The organism is Sphingopyxis sp. (genome assembly GCF_034380315.1).
Classification (GTDB): Bacteria; Pseudomonadota; Alphaproteobacteria; order Sphingomonadales; family Sphingomonadaceae; genus Sphingopyxis.
In genome coordinates, this window is the sequence record NZ_JAXMPB010000008.1 from 44070 (window position 1) to 61228 (window position 17159).

Sequence of the window (17159 nt, forward strand, 5' to 3'; positions counted from 1 at the left end):
TCGGCGCACGTCCTGCAACGTTCAGCGCAGAGAAAGCGTCGGCCGGCTAAATGAAGAGCCATTGTCGATCTGGCCTCGCTGAAAGGATGAAGCCGATGCCGCGCTGGACCATTGCCGCCCTTCCCCTTCTTGCGCTTGCCGCCCCGCTGCCCGCTGCGGCCGCCGACGGGAGCATGCAACGCGCCGTGGGCACGCTGAACGACCCTGCAACGCAGGATCGGATTGCCGACACGGTTGCGACGTTGATGAGTGCGCTGATGCAGATGAATGTCGGTCCGCTGGCCGAGGCCGTGGCCCGGATCGATCCGGAATCGGACGCCGCCTATATTCCGCCCGATGCAACGCTCGGCGAAATCGCCGGTCGCGACCCCGGCTATGCCGATCGCATGGGGGACGACGTCCGGGCCAGCGCCCGCATGGCGGGTCATGCCGCGTCGGCGCTGGCCACCTATGCCCCTGTTCTGAAAGACATGGCGCGCGACATGGCCGCGCAGTGGGAGCGCGAACGCGAGGCCGCCCGCCGATAATGCCACGGTCCGGGCGCGCATTTGCGCCATAGTCGTTGCGCGCGCCGCCCCGCTGCCGCTATGCGAAACCTATGTGGCAACTCTACCAATTCCCCCTCTGTCCCTTTTCGCGCAAGATCCGGCTTTTGCTGGGCGAAAAGGGCGTCGGATATGAACTGGTGCGCGAATCGCCATGGGAACGCCGCGATGAATTCGTCGATCTGAACCCGGCGGGGCGTACGCCGGTCATGGTGGACGCCGGGCGCGGCCAGGTGCTGATCGACAGCAATGCAATCGCCGAATATTTCGAGGAAACGGTCGAAGGCAAGGCGATGATCAACGGCACCGCCGCCCAGCGCGCCGAGATTCGCCGCCTGGTCGCGTGGTTCGACCAGGATTTCTATTATGAAGTCACCGGCCCCTTGCTGTTCGAGCGGATGCAAAAGCGCATCGTCCATCGTCAGCCACCCGATGGCGGAGCGTTGCGCGAAGCGATGAAGGCGGCAAACCAGCATCTCGATTATATCGATTATCTGATCGACCACCGCACCTGGCTCGCCGGTGCGACGATGAGCCTCGCCGATCTGGCCGCCGCCGCGCATATTTCGGTCGCCGACTATCTGGGCGGCATCGACTGGACGGGGCATGAGCAGACCAAGGGTTGGTATTCGGGCCTGAAATCGCGTCCTAGCTTCCGGCCGCTGCTCGCCGAGCGGATGGAGATCGTCACCCCACCCAAATATTATGAGGATGTCGATTTCTGACTCTTGCCGCCGGACCATACCGCCCGTTGCACGAAGCACGCTGGGCGCTGCGACAGAAAATGCTTCAGCCCGTCTTGTACTTCCAGTTCCGACCTCGCCCTGCGGCGATCCACTCGATCGCTTGAGCGACGCGCCGCGCGCGCGTCTCCTCGCGCTTGGCGTCGGCAATCCACGCACAATATTCGCGGCGATGGCTGGGAGCGAAGGCGTTCCAGGCTTTCTGTGCCGCAACATCGGCGGCCAATGCGGTGGCCAGCGCAGCCGGAACCGCCGCATCCGGGTTCCTCTGCCTGTCGCTGGCACGCCGCGGATCGGGCACCTTGTCGCGGATCAACCGTACCGCCTCCACCAACCGCGCCACGATCTCGGCATCCGGTGGCAGGTCAGCAAGGCCGGCCAGCCGCCCAAAACTGCCCATCGCACCGCCGCGATCAGCGGTTCCCATCACCTCGGCATGACGCCAGAATCCAAAGGCGGCATGTTCCTTGAACGCCGCGAGATTGGCAAGATTGGCGCCCTCAAGCGTAAAAAAGGGCATGCCCCATTTGATCGCTTCGCCGACGTCCGGCACCGCGCCATGGACCAGCACGCGCAGATGGGTCAGGATGGGCCGTGCAAAGGGCTGCGCACTCGCGATATAGGCGTCGACGCGAGGATCGCGGCGACCGGTCATCGCTATCCTGCGTGGCGGGCGGACACCAGATAGTTCAGTGCCTCGCTGCCCCCCAGCTTGAATCCCTTCGCCGCCGATGGCGACAGGCCGGTACGGTCGATGAGTTCCAGCCCCGCGTCCCTGAGCAGCGCCTCCAACTCGTCGGGGCGCAGAAACTGGTCCCAATCATGCGTGCCACGCGGCACCGCGCCGATCCGCTCGGCCGCCTCGACCAACAAGAGTTTCGAAGCAAGCGTTCGGTTCGGGGTCGACAGGATCATCAGCCCGCCGGGCGCCAGCCGCGCAGCGAGTTCGGCAATGAATACGGCCGGGTCGGCAACATGCTCAACCACTTCCATGGACGTGACCAGATCAAAGGTCGCAAGCGGCAGCGCCCCGATTTCTCCGGCATGATAGGTAATCGCCAACCCCTGCCCTTCGGCATGGGCCCTGGCAGCCGCGATATTTTCGGGTGCCGCATCGACGCCCGTTACCGAAGCGCCCATGCGGGCCAGCGGCTCTGCAAGCAATCCCGCCCCACAACCGACATCGAGTGCGCTTTTGCCCTCCAGCGGGCGGCGTGCCCGTGCATCGCCATGCCAATGGCCATCGATCTGTTCGCGAATATAGGAAAGCCGTACCGGGTTCAGGCGGTGGAGCATCGCCGAACTGCCCTTGGGATCCCACCAATCGGCGGCCAAGGCTCCGAAATGGGCGGCTTCATCGGCTTTTATCGTCGCGGTCGTCATGTCATAATCTTTGGCATCACCACCCAGTCCGCGCAAGAAATTTACGCCGCATACGTCGGCGGCCTTGCCAATCCCCTCCCCCTTCCGTAACAGCGCAGCGCCGCAAAACCGACGGGAATGTTGCGGTTGAAACCAGATTTAGAAAGCAGGGCACATGGCGCGGATCGTGATGAAATTCGGGGGCACGTCGATGGCGGGCACCGAACGAATTCGCACGGTTGCGAAGCTGGTCGCACGCGAAGTTGCCAATGGTAACGAGGTCGCGGTGGTCGTGTCGGCAATGGCAGGCGAAACCGACCGGCTGGTGAATTTCTGCCGAGAGGCCAACCCGCGTTACGACCCGGCCGAATATGATGTCGTCGTCGCGGCGGGCGAGCAGGTGACGTCGGGCCTGCTGGCGCTGACGCTGCAAGCGATGGGGGTTCCCGCCCGCAGCTGGCTCGGCTGGCAATTGCCGATCCGCACCGAAGAAGCCCATGCCCGCGCCCGCATCGCCGATATCGACACCGGCGCGCTGTCAGCTGCGATGGCGCAGGGCGAAGTCGCAGTCATTCCGGGCTTTCAGGGGATGATGGACGATGGCCGCGTCGCGACGCTCGGCCGCGGTGGGTCGGACACCAGCGCGGTCGCGGTCGCGGCGGCGGTCAAGGCCGACCGCTGCGACATCTATACCGATGTCGACGGCGTCTATACGACCGATCCGCGCATCGTCGCCCGCGCACAAAAGCTGGACTATGTGACCTATGAAGAAATGCTCGAACTGGCGAGCGTCGGCGCCAAGGTGCTGCAGACGCGGTCGGTCGGGCTTGCGATGAAGATGGGCGTGCGCGTGCAGGTCCTCTCCAGCTTCGTCGAAGGCGACGAAGCCCCGAAAACCGGCACGATGATCGTCAGCGACGAAGAAATAGAGGAACATCAGATGGAACGGCAGCTGATTACCGGCATCGCCCACGACAAGAATGAAGCGAAGATCATCGTCACGCGCGTCCCCGACAAGCCAGGCGGCGTCGCAAACATCTTTGGCCCGCTCGCCGCGGCCGGGATCAATGTCGACATGATCATCCAGAACGTCGGGCGTGACAAAGGTGAAACCGACGTGACGTTCACCGTCCCCGGTGCCGACCTCTTGCGCTCGATCGACCTGCTCGAAGCAGCCAGGGACAAGATCGGCTTCAACCGCATCATCAGCGATGACAAGGTGGCGAAGGTCAGCGTCGTCGGCGTTGGCATGAAAAGCCACGCAGGCGTTGCGAGCACGATGTTCCGGGCGCTGGCCGACCGCGGCATCAACATCCAGGCGATCTCGACCAGCGAAATCAAGGTCAGCGTGCTGATCGACGAGGACGAAACCGAACTCGCCGTGCGCGTGCTCCACACCGCCTACGGCCTCGACGCCGACTGAGCGCAGCCGCAAACGGATCGCAACACTCCAAAGCGGCAAGCTGGAAGGACGCCGTTTCGGCGGTCCACTCGCAGGCCGCCTGGGCGCTGTAGCTGATAAAAACCCGCCCCCAGGCCCATGTCCCCGGGGGCGGGCTCGACCGCCCCCCAAGAGCAGGGCGGCCGGCAACCAATATTCATTCGGCCATTGGCCGCGATTGGTTACGCCAGATCAAAGCGATCGGCGTCCATCACCTTGGTCCAAGCCTTTACAAAGTCCTTCACGAACTTTTCCTCATGGCCATTTTCGGCATAGACCTCGGCAACCGCGCGCAACTGGGCGTTTGATCCAAAGATGAGGTCGGTACGGCTGGCCTTCCACTTCGCAGCACCGGTAGCCCGATCCGACCCGACAAACTCTTCGTCTCCGCTGGCGTCCACCACCTTCCATGCCGTGTTCATGTCGAGCAGGTTCACGAAGAAGTCGTTGGTAAGCTGGCCCTTGCGGTTGGTGAGAACGCCATGATCACGGCCGCCCGCATTGGCGCCAAGGACGCGCAACCCGCCGACCAGCACGGTCATTTCCGGCAGCGACAACCCCATCAGGTCAGCACGGTCCACCATCATCTCTTCGGTCTTCACCGACATCTTGGTCTTGAGATAATTGCGGAAGGCGTCGGCCTGCGGTTCCAGAGGGTCAAAGCTTTCGGCATCGGTCTGCGCCTCGCTTGCATCGCCGCGACCGGTCGAAACCGGCACGCTGATCACAAAGCCCGCATCCTTCGCGGCCTTTTCGACCGCTGCCGCGCCGCCCAGGATAATCATGTCGGCGATCGACACGTCGCGGCTGCCCTTCACGTCTTCCAGCTTGGCAATCACCCGGGCCAGGTCCGCCGGGTCGTTGACCGCCCAATCCTTTTGCGGCGCCAGCCGGACACGCGCGCCATTGGCACCGCCGCGGTGGTCAGACCGGCGATAGCTCGCCGCCGAAGCCCACGCCGCCTTGACCAGTTCGCTCACGGTCAGGCCGCTGGCCAGAATATCGGCCTTGATCGCCGCAACATCGGCATCGCTCAACGGCTTTCCGGCCGGAACCGGGTCCTGCCAGATCAGATCCTCGGACGGGACTTCGGGGCCATGGTAACGCGCTTTGGGCCCCATGTCGCGGTGGGTCAGCTTGAACCACGCGCGGGCGAAAGCATCTTTGAAGGCTTCATGATCATTCCGGAAGCGCTCCGAAATCTTGCGATATTCGGGGTCCATCTTCAACGCCATGTCGGCGGTGGTCATCATCGTGGGAACCTTTTTGGACGGATCATGCGCGTCGGGCGCCATGTCCTCTTCCTTCTGGTTCACCGGCTGCCACTGCTGCGCGCCTGCCGGGCTCTTCACCAGTTCGTAGTCATAGTCGAGCAGCAGGCGGAAGAAATTTTCCGACCATTCGCGCGGGGTGTTGGTCCATGATCCTTCAAGGCCGCTGGTTATCGCATCGCCGCCAATGCCGCTTTGATATCCGCTGGTCCAGCCAAGGCCCTGAAAGGCAATATCTGCCCCCTCGGGCGAAGCACCGACCAGGCTGGCATCGCCAGCACCGTGGCATTTGCCGAATGTGTGGCCACCAGCGGTCAGCGCGACGGTTTCCTCATCGTTCATCGCCATGCGATCAAAGGTCACGCGCATGTCGCGCGCCGACAGCAACGGATCGGGATTACCGCCCGGCCCTTCGGGGTTGACGTAGATCAGGCCCATCTGGATCGCCGCAAGCGGATTTTCCAGATCCATGTCCTTGTCAGGCTGGATACGCGTTTCGGCGCCATCGCCGACCCATTGTTCTTCGGTGCCCCAATAGACGATCTCGGGCTCGAACACGTCTTTGCGGCCGCCGCCAAAACCAAAGGTCGGCCCGCCCATCGATTCGATCGCGACATTGCCGGTCAGGACGAACAGGTCGGCCCAGCTGATCTTGTTGCCATATTTTTGTTTGATCGGCCACAGCAGGCGCCGCGCCTTGTCGAGATTGGCATTGTCCGGCCAGCTGTTGAGCGGAGCAAAGCGCTGCTGTCCCTCGCTGGCGCCCCCGCGCCCGTCGGCGGTCCGATAGGTGCCCGCCGCATGCCACGCCATGCGGATGAAGAAGGGACCATAATGACCATAATCGGCAGGCCACCAGGGCTGGCTGTCGGTCATCAGATCGGTCAGATCCTTCTTCAGCGCCTGATAATCGATCGATTTGAAAGCCTTCACATAATCGAAATCTTCGCCCATCGGGTCGGCGACGCGGCCGCCGGTCTGCAGAATGGTGAGGTCGAGCGCGTCGGGCCACCAGTCGCGATTCTGCCGTCCGAGCAGCGGGCGAACCTCGGCCCCCGAGAACGGGCATTTGCTTTCGGCGTTCATGCAATCTCTCCTTTTTCTGCGATTGTTCGATGGGATTGGCGCGGCAGGATGACCGGCCCATGACGAGCGGGCGGCCGCAAGGCGGTCCACCGCTTGGCGGCACGGTTCCAGGTCGAGTCGATAACCTCATCCTTTCGCTCTGACCGGGGCAGGATAGGCAGCAGCCTTCCATCGACATAACCGAATAAGCTGTATTCAGTAATTGACTGATCCGATCAGAAACGCTGCACGCCGCACCGGAGTTGCAAAACAGGCAGGAAGGGCGGCCCTCCCTGCCCATATCCTTGCATGAGGATCAGAAGCGCGCCTTGATCGTTCCTCCCCATGTCCGCGGGTCGCCCGGCAACCCCGTGATCAGGCCGGTGTTGCCCGGGCCCACGAACAATTGTTCGAAATAGCGGGCGTCGAAGGCGTTTCGAACCCAGACGAATGCCTCGAACCCCGTATCGGCGCGAAAACCGGCACGGATGTTCGACAGCGCATAGCCATCGATCGAGGTATAGGCCGAGGGCGAGGCATTGGACGAGAAGCCCGATCGATAGCTGCCGTCATATCCCAGATAGAATTCGCCATCCCGACCGAACAACGATCCCGGCAGGTTCGCTTCGGCGCCATAGGAAAATGCCCATCGCGACACGCCGGGCAGGCGCTGGCCCGAAATGTCGCAATTGGCTGGGCTGATCCCGCCCGCCGTTCCGGGCGCGCTCGGCGCCTGGCCGGGCCGGGCAATCGTGCCCCCGGACAGTTCGGGCGGGCACGGCGCATCGACGAAACGGACATATTTCGCGTCGGTGTAGGCCGCATTGCCATAGGCGTGAAAACGCTCGCTCGGTCGAAGCGAAAAATCGGCCTCAATGCCCTGCGACCGCACTTTGCCCGCATTGGCCAGATATCCGCGCAACACCCCGAATTGACCATTGTTCACATTGGCCTGATAGTCGCGGATATCGGTACGAAAAGCCGCCAGATTGACCGTGGCGCGGCGCTCCCAGAATTCGGCCTTCACGCCGACCTCATAATGGCCCACCGATTCAGGCTTTACCGTGCCAGCCGCCACGATAGGGTTGTTATTCGCATCGACCGGGACCCCATTCTGGTTGATCCCGCCTGATTTGAAAGTCTTGGCCCAGGTCGCGTACAGCAGAAGTTCCGGCGCCGCCCTGTAACTAAGCGTCAGATCATAGCTGAAATTCCAGTCGCTGAAGCGCGGTGAAATTTCCTGCGGCGCAAAAACGCCCAACCGCGCATTGTTCACGGCGACATTGGTTCCCGGCGGCGGATTGAACAACACGGGCGTCCCGTCGCCCGCAAAAACAAGCCGTCGATAAAAGCCGTCCTTCTTGTCGTAGTTGATCCGAATGCCAGGCTGGATCGACAGGGCGTCGCTGACTTTCCAGCTCAGTTGCCCGAACAATGCCAGGCTGGTGTTCTTCAGATATTGCGTGTTCCGCGCAGTCAGGCCGTTCAGCACCGACGGATCGTTCGACAAGGGGTTTGACGGATTGATCGTCCAGCGGCTCGATGCTGGCCCATGCGCCTCTGTCCCCTGGGTATCGATCCGCTGATGGAAAGCGAAGCCACCTAGGACGAAATCGAACCGATCGCCGCGGTAATTATATCGCAGTTCCTGCGTGTACTGATTTTGCTGCGACGGGTTCTGCGACTTGGTGACGATAGGCAGGCCGATAAAGTCCCGGTCATTTTCCGGGATCCAGTCCCAATAGCGCCAAGCCGTGACCGACGTCAGCGTGCCTGGCCCCAAATCCCACTTGACGCGCAGCGCCAGCCCGCCAATTTCGTTCCCGGCGTTCAGATTGGCGTCGAGATCGGTTCGCCGGTCGAAGGGGTTATCGCTGATCGGGGCATAGCCTTGCGCCGCCGCAAGCGCCGCGAACTGGCGGTTCAGCGGACGCTGGGTCGCACCGGTTCGTACGAAGACCGAGCCGCAGCATTCGGCGTCCTGACGATTCCAGTCGCCGACCAGCGTAACATCGATGTCGTCGGTCGGCCGCCACAAAAGCTGGCCGCGCACGCCGATATTGTCCTGGCTCTGAATCCAGCGATCGGTCGTGACGTTGCGGATTGTGCCGCGGCGGCTGGTCGCAGAAATTGCGATGCGAGCCGCAAGTCGGTCAGATAGCGGCCCCGATATCGCGGCCTTGGCCTGCTTGAAATCAAGGTTGCCGATGCTGAGTTCGGCCTTGCCTTCAAAGTTGAAAGCCGGCTGATTGGTTCTGATGTTGATCGCGCCGGCTGTCGTATTCTTTCCGTATAACGTCCCCTGCGGCCCGCGCAGCACCTCGATCTGGGCGACATCGAGGAAGTCGAAGGTCGCCGACGCGACGCGCGAATAATAGACATCATCGACATAAATGCCGACACCCTGTTCGATCCCGTCGTTGGTCAGGCCGAACGGAACCCCGATGCCGCGGATATTGACTGCCGAGTTGCGTGGGTTGGAGGAATAGAATTGAAGCGAGGGCGCCAGTTGCTGCAACCGCCCGACATTGAAGCTGCCGCTATTGTCGATCTGGTCGCCGCCCACCACCGAAATGGCGACGGGAACGTCCTGTACCGTTTCCGCGCGGCGGCGCGCGGTGACGACGATATCGTTTCCCTGTGTCGCCTGGACGCTTTGTCCGGCGGCTTCATCGGCTTCATCGCCCACGGGGGCGACCGAAGCGGGGGCAGCGAAAACGGGAGCGGCGGAAAGCAGAAAAACGGCAGAAAGCGTGAAGAAGGACGCCGGGGCAACCCGGCGCGTGAATATGGATGGGGCAGTCATGGCAATTCCCTGTTGCAAGCAGTTGCAAGAAAATTGCCACATCCGGTGGTCCGGTCTGCGGCAGAGGATCGGGGCGCACCCCGGTTGGGAGGTTGAAAAGTCGGAGCGGCGTCAGGAATTGGGGTAGCGGTGCCGTTCGGTCACATCGACCTGGACCAGCCGTCCTTCATGGATGGTCAGCTGGATGGCACCGAAGCGAAGCTTTTCCAGCGCATCGAGTACGGTCTGTACCCCGCGCGGAACCGAAGCCGGGACGTCCCCGCCAATATCTTTCGATTGCGTCATATTTTCCTCTCTGAGTCATGGAATCAATGCCTCGAAACTTATATCAAGTTATTTACTAGACAATGATTGTTTTGCTTTGCGCGGCCAAAGGATCGGTTGCCGCGCCGAGCCGTTGGCTACCCACCTCCACGCTTCCCTCATTCCGTTACGGCAATGGATTGCGCCCGGACGCTTGTGCTGGCAAAGGCACTGACGATGAGCAAAATAGATGAATTGATGGCACGCGGGACCGACCTTCTCGGCAGCGAATACGCCATCCTGTGCGGCGCGATGAGCTGGGTTTCGGAGCGCAATCTGGTCAGCGCGATCAGCAATGCCGGCGGTTTCGGCGTCATTGCCTGCGGGGCGATGACGCCCGACCTGCTGGATGCCGAGATCGGGGCGACAAAAGCGCTGACGACCCGGCCATTCGGCGTCAATCTGATCACCATGCACCCGCAATTGTTCGACCTGATCGCGGTGTGCGCGCGGCATGGCGTCGGGCATGTCGTGCTCGCCGGCGGCCTCCCGCCCAAGGGCAGCCTGGAGGCGATCAAGGCATCAGGGGCCAAGGCGATCTGCTTTGCGCCGACGCTGGCGATGGGCAAGAAGCTGGTCCGTTCGGGTGTCGATGCGCTGGTGATCGAGGGCATGGAGGCAGGCGGCCATATCGGCCCCGTATCGACAAGCGTGCTGGCGCAGGAAATCCTGCCCGCGCTTGCCGCCGAGGTGCCGATTTTCGTCGCCGGCGGCATCGGCCGCGGCGAAGCGATCGCCGGCTATCTCGAGATGGGCGCCTCGGGCGTCCAGCTCGGCACCCGTTTCGTCTGCGCAACCGAAAGCATCGCGCACCCCAATTTCAAGAAAGCCTTCATCCGCGCCTCGGCGCGCGAGGCGGTCGCGAGCGTCCAGATCGACCCGCGCCTGCCGGTCATTCCGGTCCGTGCGCTCAAGAATGCGGGCACCGAGGCCTTTACCGCCAAGCAGCGCGAAGTGGCGAACATGCTCGACACGGGTCAGGTCGACATGGGCCAGGCACAGCTTGAAATCGAACATTATTGGGCCGGGGCGCTGCGCCGCGCGGTGATCGACGGCGACGTCGAAAATGGCTCGTTAATGGCCGGGCAATCTGTGGGTATGGTAACACAGGAAGAGAGCGTCGCCGACATCGTCGCAACTTTGGTGCAACAGGCCGAAGCCGCGTTGCACGCTCGGGGTTGAAGCTGCATGATGATGCAGCTGGGGAGAAGGTCATGAATTTGTCGCGTAAGATTATCGTTGCCGGCCTGCTGGTGAGTGTGGCCGCCTGTGCGCCCAAGCCCGCTCCGCCGCCCCCGCCGCCCCCGCCGCCACCCGTGGTGATCGTGGTGCCGCCGCGCCCGCTGCCGCCGGGCAACGCCGCGCTGACGCAGATATTGCCAGCGCGCGGGATGGACGGACGTTTCGTCACCGCAAACAGCAATATTTCGGGCGATCGCGCCTTCTGGCAATTGAGGATCGGCCTCAACGTCGCGGCGATCGGCTGTCGCGGCGCGGACGAAGCCACGCTGGTTTCGGCCTACAACAATATCATCAAGGTCCATGCCCGTACGATCCGGTCGACCGAAAAAACGGTGATCACGCAGCTCGGCAAGGAAACCCGGGGCAATGGCACTGCAGCACGCGACCGTTTGTCGACGCAGCTTTTCAACTATTTTGCTCAGCCGCCGGCGCAGCGCCAGTTCTGTCCGCGCGCCAATGAAATCGCCCAGCTGGTGTCGACAATGCCTGCGGCACAGTTGCTGGAACAGGCCCCGACCTATCTCGCGCGCCTCGACCAGCCTTTCCTCGATTTCTATGAAGCCTATGCTAAATATCAGACCGATGTGGCGGCATGGGACGCAAAATATGCGCCGCGGCCAACCTTGATGCAGGCGCCTCCGGCGCCCGGCGCCGCAACCCCGGCCGGCCCCGACAATGTCACCGCCGTGCCGCAGCCGCCAGCCGGCGCGAGCTAGGCACAGCGCTCCACCGCAATGATCGCGCACCCGATCGGCCCGCGCGGTCATTGCGGCAATAGCGCTTGCGTTTGGCATCTGTTAGCAAGGGGTCAATGACCAACGCCCCACCCCCGCCGACCTCGGCCGCCCAGTCCGCACGCACCATCCTGACCCGGCTCCACGAGGTCATGGCATCGCGCGTCAATGCGCAAGGAAAACTCAATCAGGTCGTCGGCATCATAGGCGAATGCCTCGATAGCGAGGTCTGCTCCATCTATCTTCTGCGCGACGGAGCGCTCGAACTTTATGCGACGCGCGGCCTGAACCAGGAAGCTGTTCATGTCACCCGGCTGGGCCTGGGCGAAGGACTGGTCGGCACAATCGCCGAGCATATCGAAACGCTGAACCTCGACGAAGCGGCGGCGCATCCCGACTTTTCCTATCGCCCCGAAACCGGCGAAGAATTGTTCCACAGCTTTGCCGGCGTCCCGATCATCCGCCGCGAACGCGCCGTCGGTGTCCTGTGCGTCCAGCACGCAGAGCCGCGCCGTTATGACGATATCGAAATAGAAACGCTCCAGACCGTGGCAATGGTTCTGTCCGAACTGATCACCAACGCCGATCTAGTCGACACCACGGCACGCATCGACGCCGCCGCCACTGACCAGTCGGCGCAGCGGCTGACCGGCCAGAAACTGGTCGACGGCATGGGCGCCGGGATCGCGGTGTTTCACCAGCCGCGCATCACGATCGAACATACGGTCGCCGACGACATCGAAGCCGAGCGCCACCGCGTCTATGCCGCGTTCGACAAGATGCGCGAGCAGATCGACCGTATGGCGAGCCAGGCCGAATTCGGGGTCGGCGGCGAGCATGAAGAGGTCCTCGAGACCTATAAGATGTTCGCCTATGACGAAGGCTGGTCGCGCCGGATCAACGAGGCGATCGACAGCGGCCTAACCGCCGAGGCAGCGATCGAGCGCGTCCAGCAGCGCACCCGGATGCGGATGCGCCAGATCGACGACCCGCTGCTGCGCGACCGGATGCACGATCTGGAAGATTTGTCGAACCGACTGATCCGTATCGTGTCCGGCCAGATGGGCACCGCGGCGCAAATGGGACTGCGGCAGGATTCGATCCTGATCGCCCGGAATCTCGGCCCCGCCGAGCTGCTCGAATATGACCGTCGCCGCCTGAAAGGGGTGGTGCTGGAGGAAGGGTCGCTGACTGCGCATGTCATCATCGTCGCGCGCGCCATGGGGGTGCCGGTGGTCGGCCGCGTTCGCGACGTGCGCAGTTCGATCCGCGAAGGCGATCTGCTGCTTCTCGATGCCGGCAACGGCACGGTGAATGTCCGCCCTTCACAGGCGGTGCAGGATGCCTTTGATGCCAAGCTGGAAGCTTCGCAGAAAAGACGCGCCAGCCTCGCGACCTTGCGCGATTTGCCCGCGGTCACCAAGGACGGGGTGGCAATCGAGCTGATGATCAACGCCGGGCTGCGTGAAGATGTCGCGGCGCTCGACCTGACCGGTGCGAGCGGTATCGGCCTGTTCCGCACCGAGTTCCAGTTCCTGGTGTCGGCCACCCTGCCGCAGCGCGAGCGGCAGCAGCGGCTTTATCGCGACGTGCTCGACGCCGCGGGCGACCGTCCGGTCATTTTCCGCACCGTCGACATCGGCGGCGACAAGGCCCTGCCCTACATGAATGTGGAGGATGCCGAGCGCGAAGAGAATCCGGCCATGGGCTGGCGGGCGCTGCGCCTCGCGCTCGAACGCGAAGGGCTGCTCAAGGTCCAGGCGCGCGCGCTGATGGAGGCCGCCGCCGGACGCACGCTCAACGTCATGTTTCCGATGGTGTCCGAACCCTGGGAGTATGAAGCCGCACGCGACCTTTTCGTGCGCCAGCGCGAATGGTTGAAGCAGCGCGGCAAGAAGCTGCCCGCCGCGGTACGCTATGGCGCGATGCTCGAAGTGCCAGGGCTCATCGAAACGCTCGACCTGATGCTGCCGCACCTCGATTTCCTGTCGATCGGCACCAACGACCTCACCCAGTTCCTGTTCGCCGCCGACAGGGCGCACCCCCGGCTTGCCGAACGCTATGACTGGCTGTCGCCGACCGTGATGCGCTACCTGCGCCGCGTCGTGACGACCGTATCGGGCAGCAAGGTCGCCTTGGGCGTCTGCGGCGAAATGGGCGGCCGTCCACTCGAAGCGATGGCGCTGCTGGGCGCCGGGATCGAGCGGCTTTCGATCACCCCCGCCGGGGTCGGCCCGGTCAAGGCGATGATCCGCTCGCTCGATCTTGGCGCGCTGCGCGCCGACATTCCGGCCATCCTCGCCTATCCGTCGCCCGATCCGCGTGGCCAGTATCGTGCCTGGGCGACAAAACATGGCGTCGACCTCGGCGATTGACCGGCAAGGTCATTGCGACCAGGCAAATGTTTATGATATGTTCTCCATTCAGATCGAGGAGAACGAGAATGAGCGATTCGACCGAACGCGCAGCCGGCCAATGCCATTGCGGGGCGATCCGTTTTTCCATGCCCACGACGGTGGACCATCATGCCTTGTGCCATTGCACCGATTGCCGGCGCCATTCGGGCGCGCCGATGGTCGGTTGGGGCCTCGTCGGACAGGCCGATCTCGACATGACGGGTACGCCCAAATCTATGCTTCGTCCGAACATGGACGGCGCCATTTCTGCGGTGATTGTGGTACCGGCCTCTTCTATACCAACGAGACGATTTTTCCCGGAAAGATCGATGTGCAGATCGCCACGCTCGACAATCCCGACCTGATCCCGGCACAGGTCCAGATTCAGACCGCCGAACGTATCGGCTGGATGGAGCATCTGGACGAAATGCCCGCGTTCGAGCGCTATCCGGGCTGACTCAATCGCCTGTACCGGCACGATCCGCGCTGACGATCGCCCGAACAAGCTCGGCGATATCCAGTCGTTCCACGCGATCGTCATAGCCCTGGCGCACGATGACCAGGTCACGCGACGGGACCACGACCAGATACTGTCCGCGATTACCGAAGGCGCCGAAAGCGTCGGCGGGAATGCCCTCCGATTTGTCGAATAGCCAGAAACCTGCGCCATAGCCAAAAGGGCCTTCGGGCTGTGGGCCGCTCGGCGTGGAGATGAAATTGCGCCAGCCCGCAGGCAATAGGCGCTCTTTCCCCCACATGCCGTCGTCTTGATAGAGTAGGCCGAGCCGGGCCAAGTCGCGCGCAGTCGTCCAGACCTGGCTCGACAAAATGTAGTCGCCATCCTTGTCCCGTTCGACAAAGGTGCGTGTCATGCCGATCCGGTCGAAGAAGGCGGCCGGATCAAGCGGCTCCCCGGCTTTCTCCACCGCCGCCTTCAGCGACAGGGTTGCAAGCAATGTGTCGTTGTTCGCATAGCGATAGCGCGTCCCCGGCGGGTGCAGCAGCGGCCATTGCACCGTCCACTGCCGGACCGACGCTCCACCCATATAGATGGCATCGGTGCGGTTGCCGGCACTGTCGCTGGTGAGTCCGCTCGCCATGCGCATCAACTGCTCGGTGGTGATCGCGGCGCGCGGGTCCCCGGGCGATTGCCAATCGGCGATTGCCGCAGGCGCTTTCACATCGACATACCCACGCTCGACCGCATGGCCGATCAGTGTTGCCGCCATGGACTTGGCGACCGAGAAAGTGCGCTGCGCGGTGTGCCGGTCATGCCCGAAGAAATAGCGTTCGGCGACGATGCGTCCGCGCTTGACGACCAGCAGCGAACTGGTGCGGCCGCCAAAGCGCGCTGGATCGCGTACCACCGTTTCGAACGGCGCATCGCTGCGTAACGAAGGCGCGAGGGCGTTCTTGTCGCCAAGCGGCCAAGGCTCCGCGTCGCGCTTCGCCCGCGCCGCACCCTGCCCCGCGTCCACGGCTACGGGTTCTGCGCCGATGGGCAGCGTGACGCACCCCTCGCGGGCGCTCCACTGCGCGATACGCGGCGGCATGTCCGGACGATAAGGTACAGTCACGCGGCGCGCCTGTTCATCCACTTCGGCGGTCAGGCTCCGCACATCCGCCTCGGTCTCGGGATAAATGTTCGTCAGTTCGTCACGCTCGATCGCCGCCAGCGGCTTGCCCGCGCCGTTCCAAAGCGACGAACAGGTAAAAGCGGCGCGATAGCCCGCTGCCCAGGCGCGGATCAGATCGGCGTTGGTGTCAGCCGCCTGCCCGGGCAGCGCCGGCCATATCAGGACCAGGGCCGATGCACGCAGCCACCATGTCTTCGGCACCCCCTTGGGCACGGATATCATTTTCAAGCCGCCTCTCCCCATTTCTGTGCCCAGCTATTGGCCCGGCATGACAGGCGCATTCCAGTCAGCCGCCATCTCTCTCACGGCGACGGGCATCCCACCACGCCAGCCGCTCGGCGATCCGTTTCTCAAAACCCCGCTCGACCGGTTGATAATAGTCGGCGGGTTCCATGCCGTCGGGCCAATAGTTGTCGCCTGAAAAACCGTCGGGCGCATCATGGTCATAGCGATAGCCCGCACCATAGCCCAAATCCTTCATCAGCCCGGTCGGAGCATTGAGAATATTGGCGGGCGGAGCCAACGAGCCCGTCTCGCGCGCGGCAATCCACGCAGCCTTTTGCGCCTTGTAGATTGCGTTCGATTTGGGTGCCGTCGCGCAATAGAGACAGGCCTGCACAATCGCGAGCTCACCTTCGGGCGATCCAAGGAATTGATAGGCATCTTTGGCAGCAAGGCATTGAACGAGCGCCTGGGGGTCGGCAAGCCCGATATCCTCGCTCGCAAACCGCGTGATACGGCGCAGCACGTAAAGCGGCTCTTCGCCTGCCACCAGCATTCGCGCCATCCAATAGAGCGCCGCCTGCGCGTCCGAACCGCGCAGCGACTTGTGAAGCGCGGAAATCAGATTGTAATGGCCGTCGCGATCCTTGTCATAGACCGGCATGCGCCGGTGCAGGAAACTGGCGAGTTCTGCCGGATCGAGCGGGTCGGGGATCGCCGCGGCAAACAGCGTTTCGACCTGATTGAGCAGAAAGCGCCCGTCGCCATCGGCACTGGCGATCAGGGCGGCGCGAGCCTCGCCCGTCACCGGCAACGCGCGACCGACCTCGGCCTCCGCACGGTCCACCAGCGTCGCCAGCGCCGCGTCGTCGAGGCGGTTGAGCACCAGAACCTGCGCCCGGCTGAGCAATGCGGCGTTGAGCGCAAAGCTGGGATTTTCGGTCGTGGCGCCGACCAGCACCACGGTTCCGCGCTCGACAAAAGGCAGAAACCCATCCTGCTGCGCACGATTGAAACGATGAATCTCATCGACAAAAAGCAGCGTCCGCTTGCCCGATGCCGCCATCTTCTCGGCATCGGCAAAGGCCTTTTTCAAGTCGGCCACACCCGAAAAAACAGCAGACAGTGGTGCGAAACGCATCCCCACCGCCTCGGCCAGCAGGCGCGCGATGGTCGTTTTCCCGGTCCCCGGCGGCCCCCAGAGGATGATCGAAGACAACTGCCCAGCCGCGACCATACGGCCGATCGCGCCTTCGGCACCGGTCAGATGCTCCTGCCCAACCACGTCGGACAGTCGGCTAGGACGCAATCGCTCGGCCAGCGGGACCGGCGCCCCTGCCCCACCATGGAGCGGCGCGGGTTCATCGCCAGCGAACAGGTCGCCGGCCATGC

14 protein-coding genes and 1 pseudogene are annotated in these 17159 nt (G+C 63.2%); 8 read left to right on the forward strand and 7 right to left on the reverse strand.

The annotated features are described in order from the left end of the window. Positions 1-95: 95 nt before the first annotated feature. Together U0S50_RS14555 and U0S50_RS14560 are read left to right on the forward strand one after the other, a co-directional pair. Positions 96-527 carry a hypothetical protein gene (locus U0S50_RS14555; protein ID WP_322309462.1) on the forward strand — a complete coding sequence of 144 codons (432 nt, stop codon included), beginning with the start codon at positions 96-98 and terminating at the stop codon, positions 525-527. A gap of 71 nt (positions 528-598) precedes the next feature. Then, on the forward strand, positions 599-1270 hold the full coding sequence (locus U0S50_RS14560; protein WP_322309463.1) for a glutathione S-transferase family protein: 672 nt from the start codon (positions 599-601) through the stop codon (positions 1268-1270). 64 nt (positions 1271-1334) lie between these two features. Here the strand turns inward: U0S50_RS14560 and U0S50_RS14565 are convergent, their stop codons facing one another. Together U0S50_RS14565 and ubiG are read right to left on the reverse strand one after the other, a co-directional pair. Next, on the reverse strand, positions 1335-1943 hold the full coding sequence (locus U0S50_RS14565) for a YdeI/OmpD-associated family protein (RefSeq protein ID WP_322309464.1): 609 nt from the start codon (positions 1941-1943) through the stop codon (positions 1335-1337). Positions 1944-1945: 2 nt separating this feature from the next. Beyond that, positions 1946-2671 (reverse strand): bifunctional 2-polyprenyl-6-hydroxyphenol methylase/3-demethylubiquinol 3-O-methyltransferase UbiG, encoded by a 726-nt coding sequence (ubiG, locus tag U0S50_RS14570; protein ID WP_322309465.1) that lies wholly within the window; start codon positions 2669-2671, stop codon positions 1946-1948. 154 nt (positions 2672-2825) lie between these two features. Between ubiG and U0S50_RS14575 the strand changes: the two genes are divergently transcribed. Beyond that, positions 2826-4073 (forward strand): aspartate kinase, encoded by a 1248-nt coding sequence (locus tag U0S50_RS14575; RefSeq protein ID WP_322309466.1) that lies wholly within the window; start codon positions 2826-2828, stop codon positions 4071-4073. Positions 4074-4273: 200 nt separating this feature from the next. Here the strand turns inward: U0S50_RS14575 and katG are convergent, their stop codons facing one another. The 3 genes from katG to U0S50_RS14590 all read right to left on the reverse strand — a co-directional run bounded on the left by katG (position 4274) and on the right by U0S50_RS14590 (position 9518). Continuing rightward, positions 4274-6448, reverse strand: a complete 2175-nt coding sequence (katG, locus tag U0S50_RS14580; RefSeq protein ID WP_322309467.1) for a catalase/peroxidase HPI — start codon at positions 6446-6448, stop codon at positions 4274-4276. Positions 6449-6743: 295 nt separating this feature from the next. Then, the gene (locus U0S50_RS14585; RefSeq protein ID WP_322309468.1) at positions 6744-9233 is read right to left on the reverse strand and encodes a TonB-dependent receptor; all 2490 of its coding nucleotides are present in this window, start codon (positions 9231-9233) and stop codon (positions 6744-6746) included. A gap of 111 nt (positions 9234-9344) precedes the next feature. Beyond that, positions 9345-9518: a YezD family protein gene (locus U0S50_RS14590; protein ID WP_322309469.1), complete on the reverse strand. Its 174-nt coding sequence runs from the start codon at positions 9516-9518 to the stop codon at positions 9345-9347. Between the two features lie 195 nt (positions 9519-9713). On the opposite strand from U0S50_RS14590, the gene U0S50_RS14595 reads away from it, so the two are divergent. The 5 genes and pseudogenes from U0S50_RS14595 to U0S50_RS14615 all read left to right on the forward strand — a co-directional run bounded on the left by U0S50_RS14595 (position 9714) and on the right by U0S50_RS14615 (position 14365). Further along, positions 9714-10718 (forward strand): NAD(P)H-dependent flavin oxidoreductase, encoded by a 1005-nt coding sequence (locus U0S50_RS14595; RefSeq protein ID WP_322309470.1) that lies wholly within the window; start codon positions 9714-9716, stop codon positions 10716-10718. A gap of 32 nt (positions 10719-10750) precedes the next feature. After that, positions 10751-11494 (forward strand): hypothetical protein, encoded by a 744-nt coding sequence (locus U0S50_RS14600; protein ID WP_322309471.1) that lies wholly within the window; start codon positions 10751-10753, stop codon positions 11492-11494. A gap of 95 nt (positions 11495-11589) precedes the next feature. Then, complete coding sequence (gene ptsP / locus U0S50_RS14605; protein ID WP_322309472.1) at positions 11590-13887, forward strand: phosphoenolpyruvate--protein phosphotransferase; 2298 nt, start codon at positions 11590-11592, stop codon at positions 13885-13887. A gap of 100 nt (positions 13888-13987) precedes the next feature. After that, positions 13988-14233, forward strand: a pseudogene (locus U0S50_RS14610) (hypothetical protein); the annotation flags it as partial. Between the two features lie 6 nt (positions 14234-14239). Beyond that, a complete protein-coding gene (locus U0S50_RS14615) occupies positions 14240-14365 on the forward strand; it encodes a hypothetical protein (RefSeq protein WP_322309566.1) in 126 nt (41 codons plus the stop codon). A 1-nt stretch (position 14366) separates the two neighbouring features. On the opposite strand, the gene U0S50_RS14620 is transcribed toward U0S50_RS14615, so the two are convergent. Then, complete coding sequence (locus U0S50_RS14620) at positions 14367-15767, reverse strand: serine hydrolase (protein WP_322309560.1); 1401 nt, start codon at positions 15765-15767, stop codon at positions 14367-14369. 64 nt (positions 15768-15831) lie between these two features. Further along, on the reverse strand, positions 15832-17157 hold the full coding sequence (locus U0S50_RS14625) for a replication-associated recombination protein A (RefSeq protein ID WP_322309473.1): 1326 nt from the start codon (positions 17155-17157) through the stop codon (positions 15832-15834). Positions 17158-17159 lie beyond the last annotated feature (2 nt).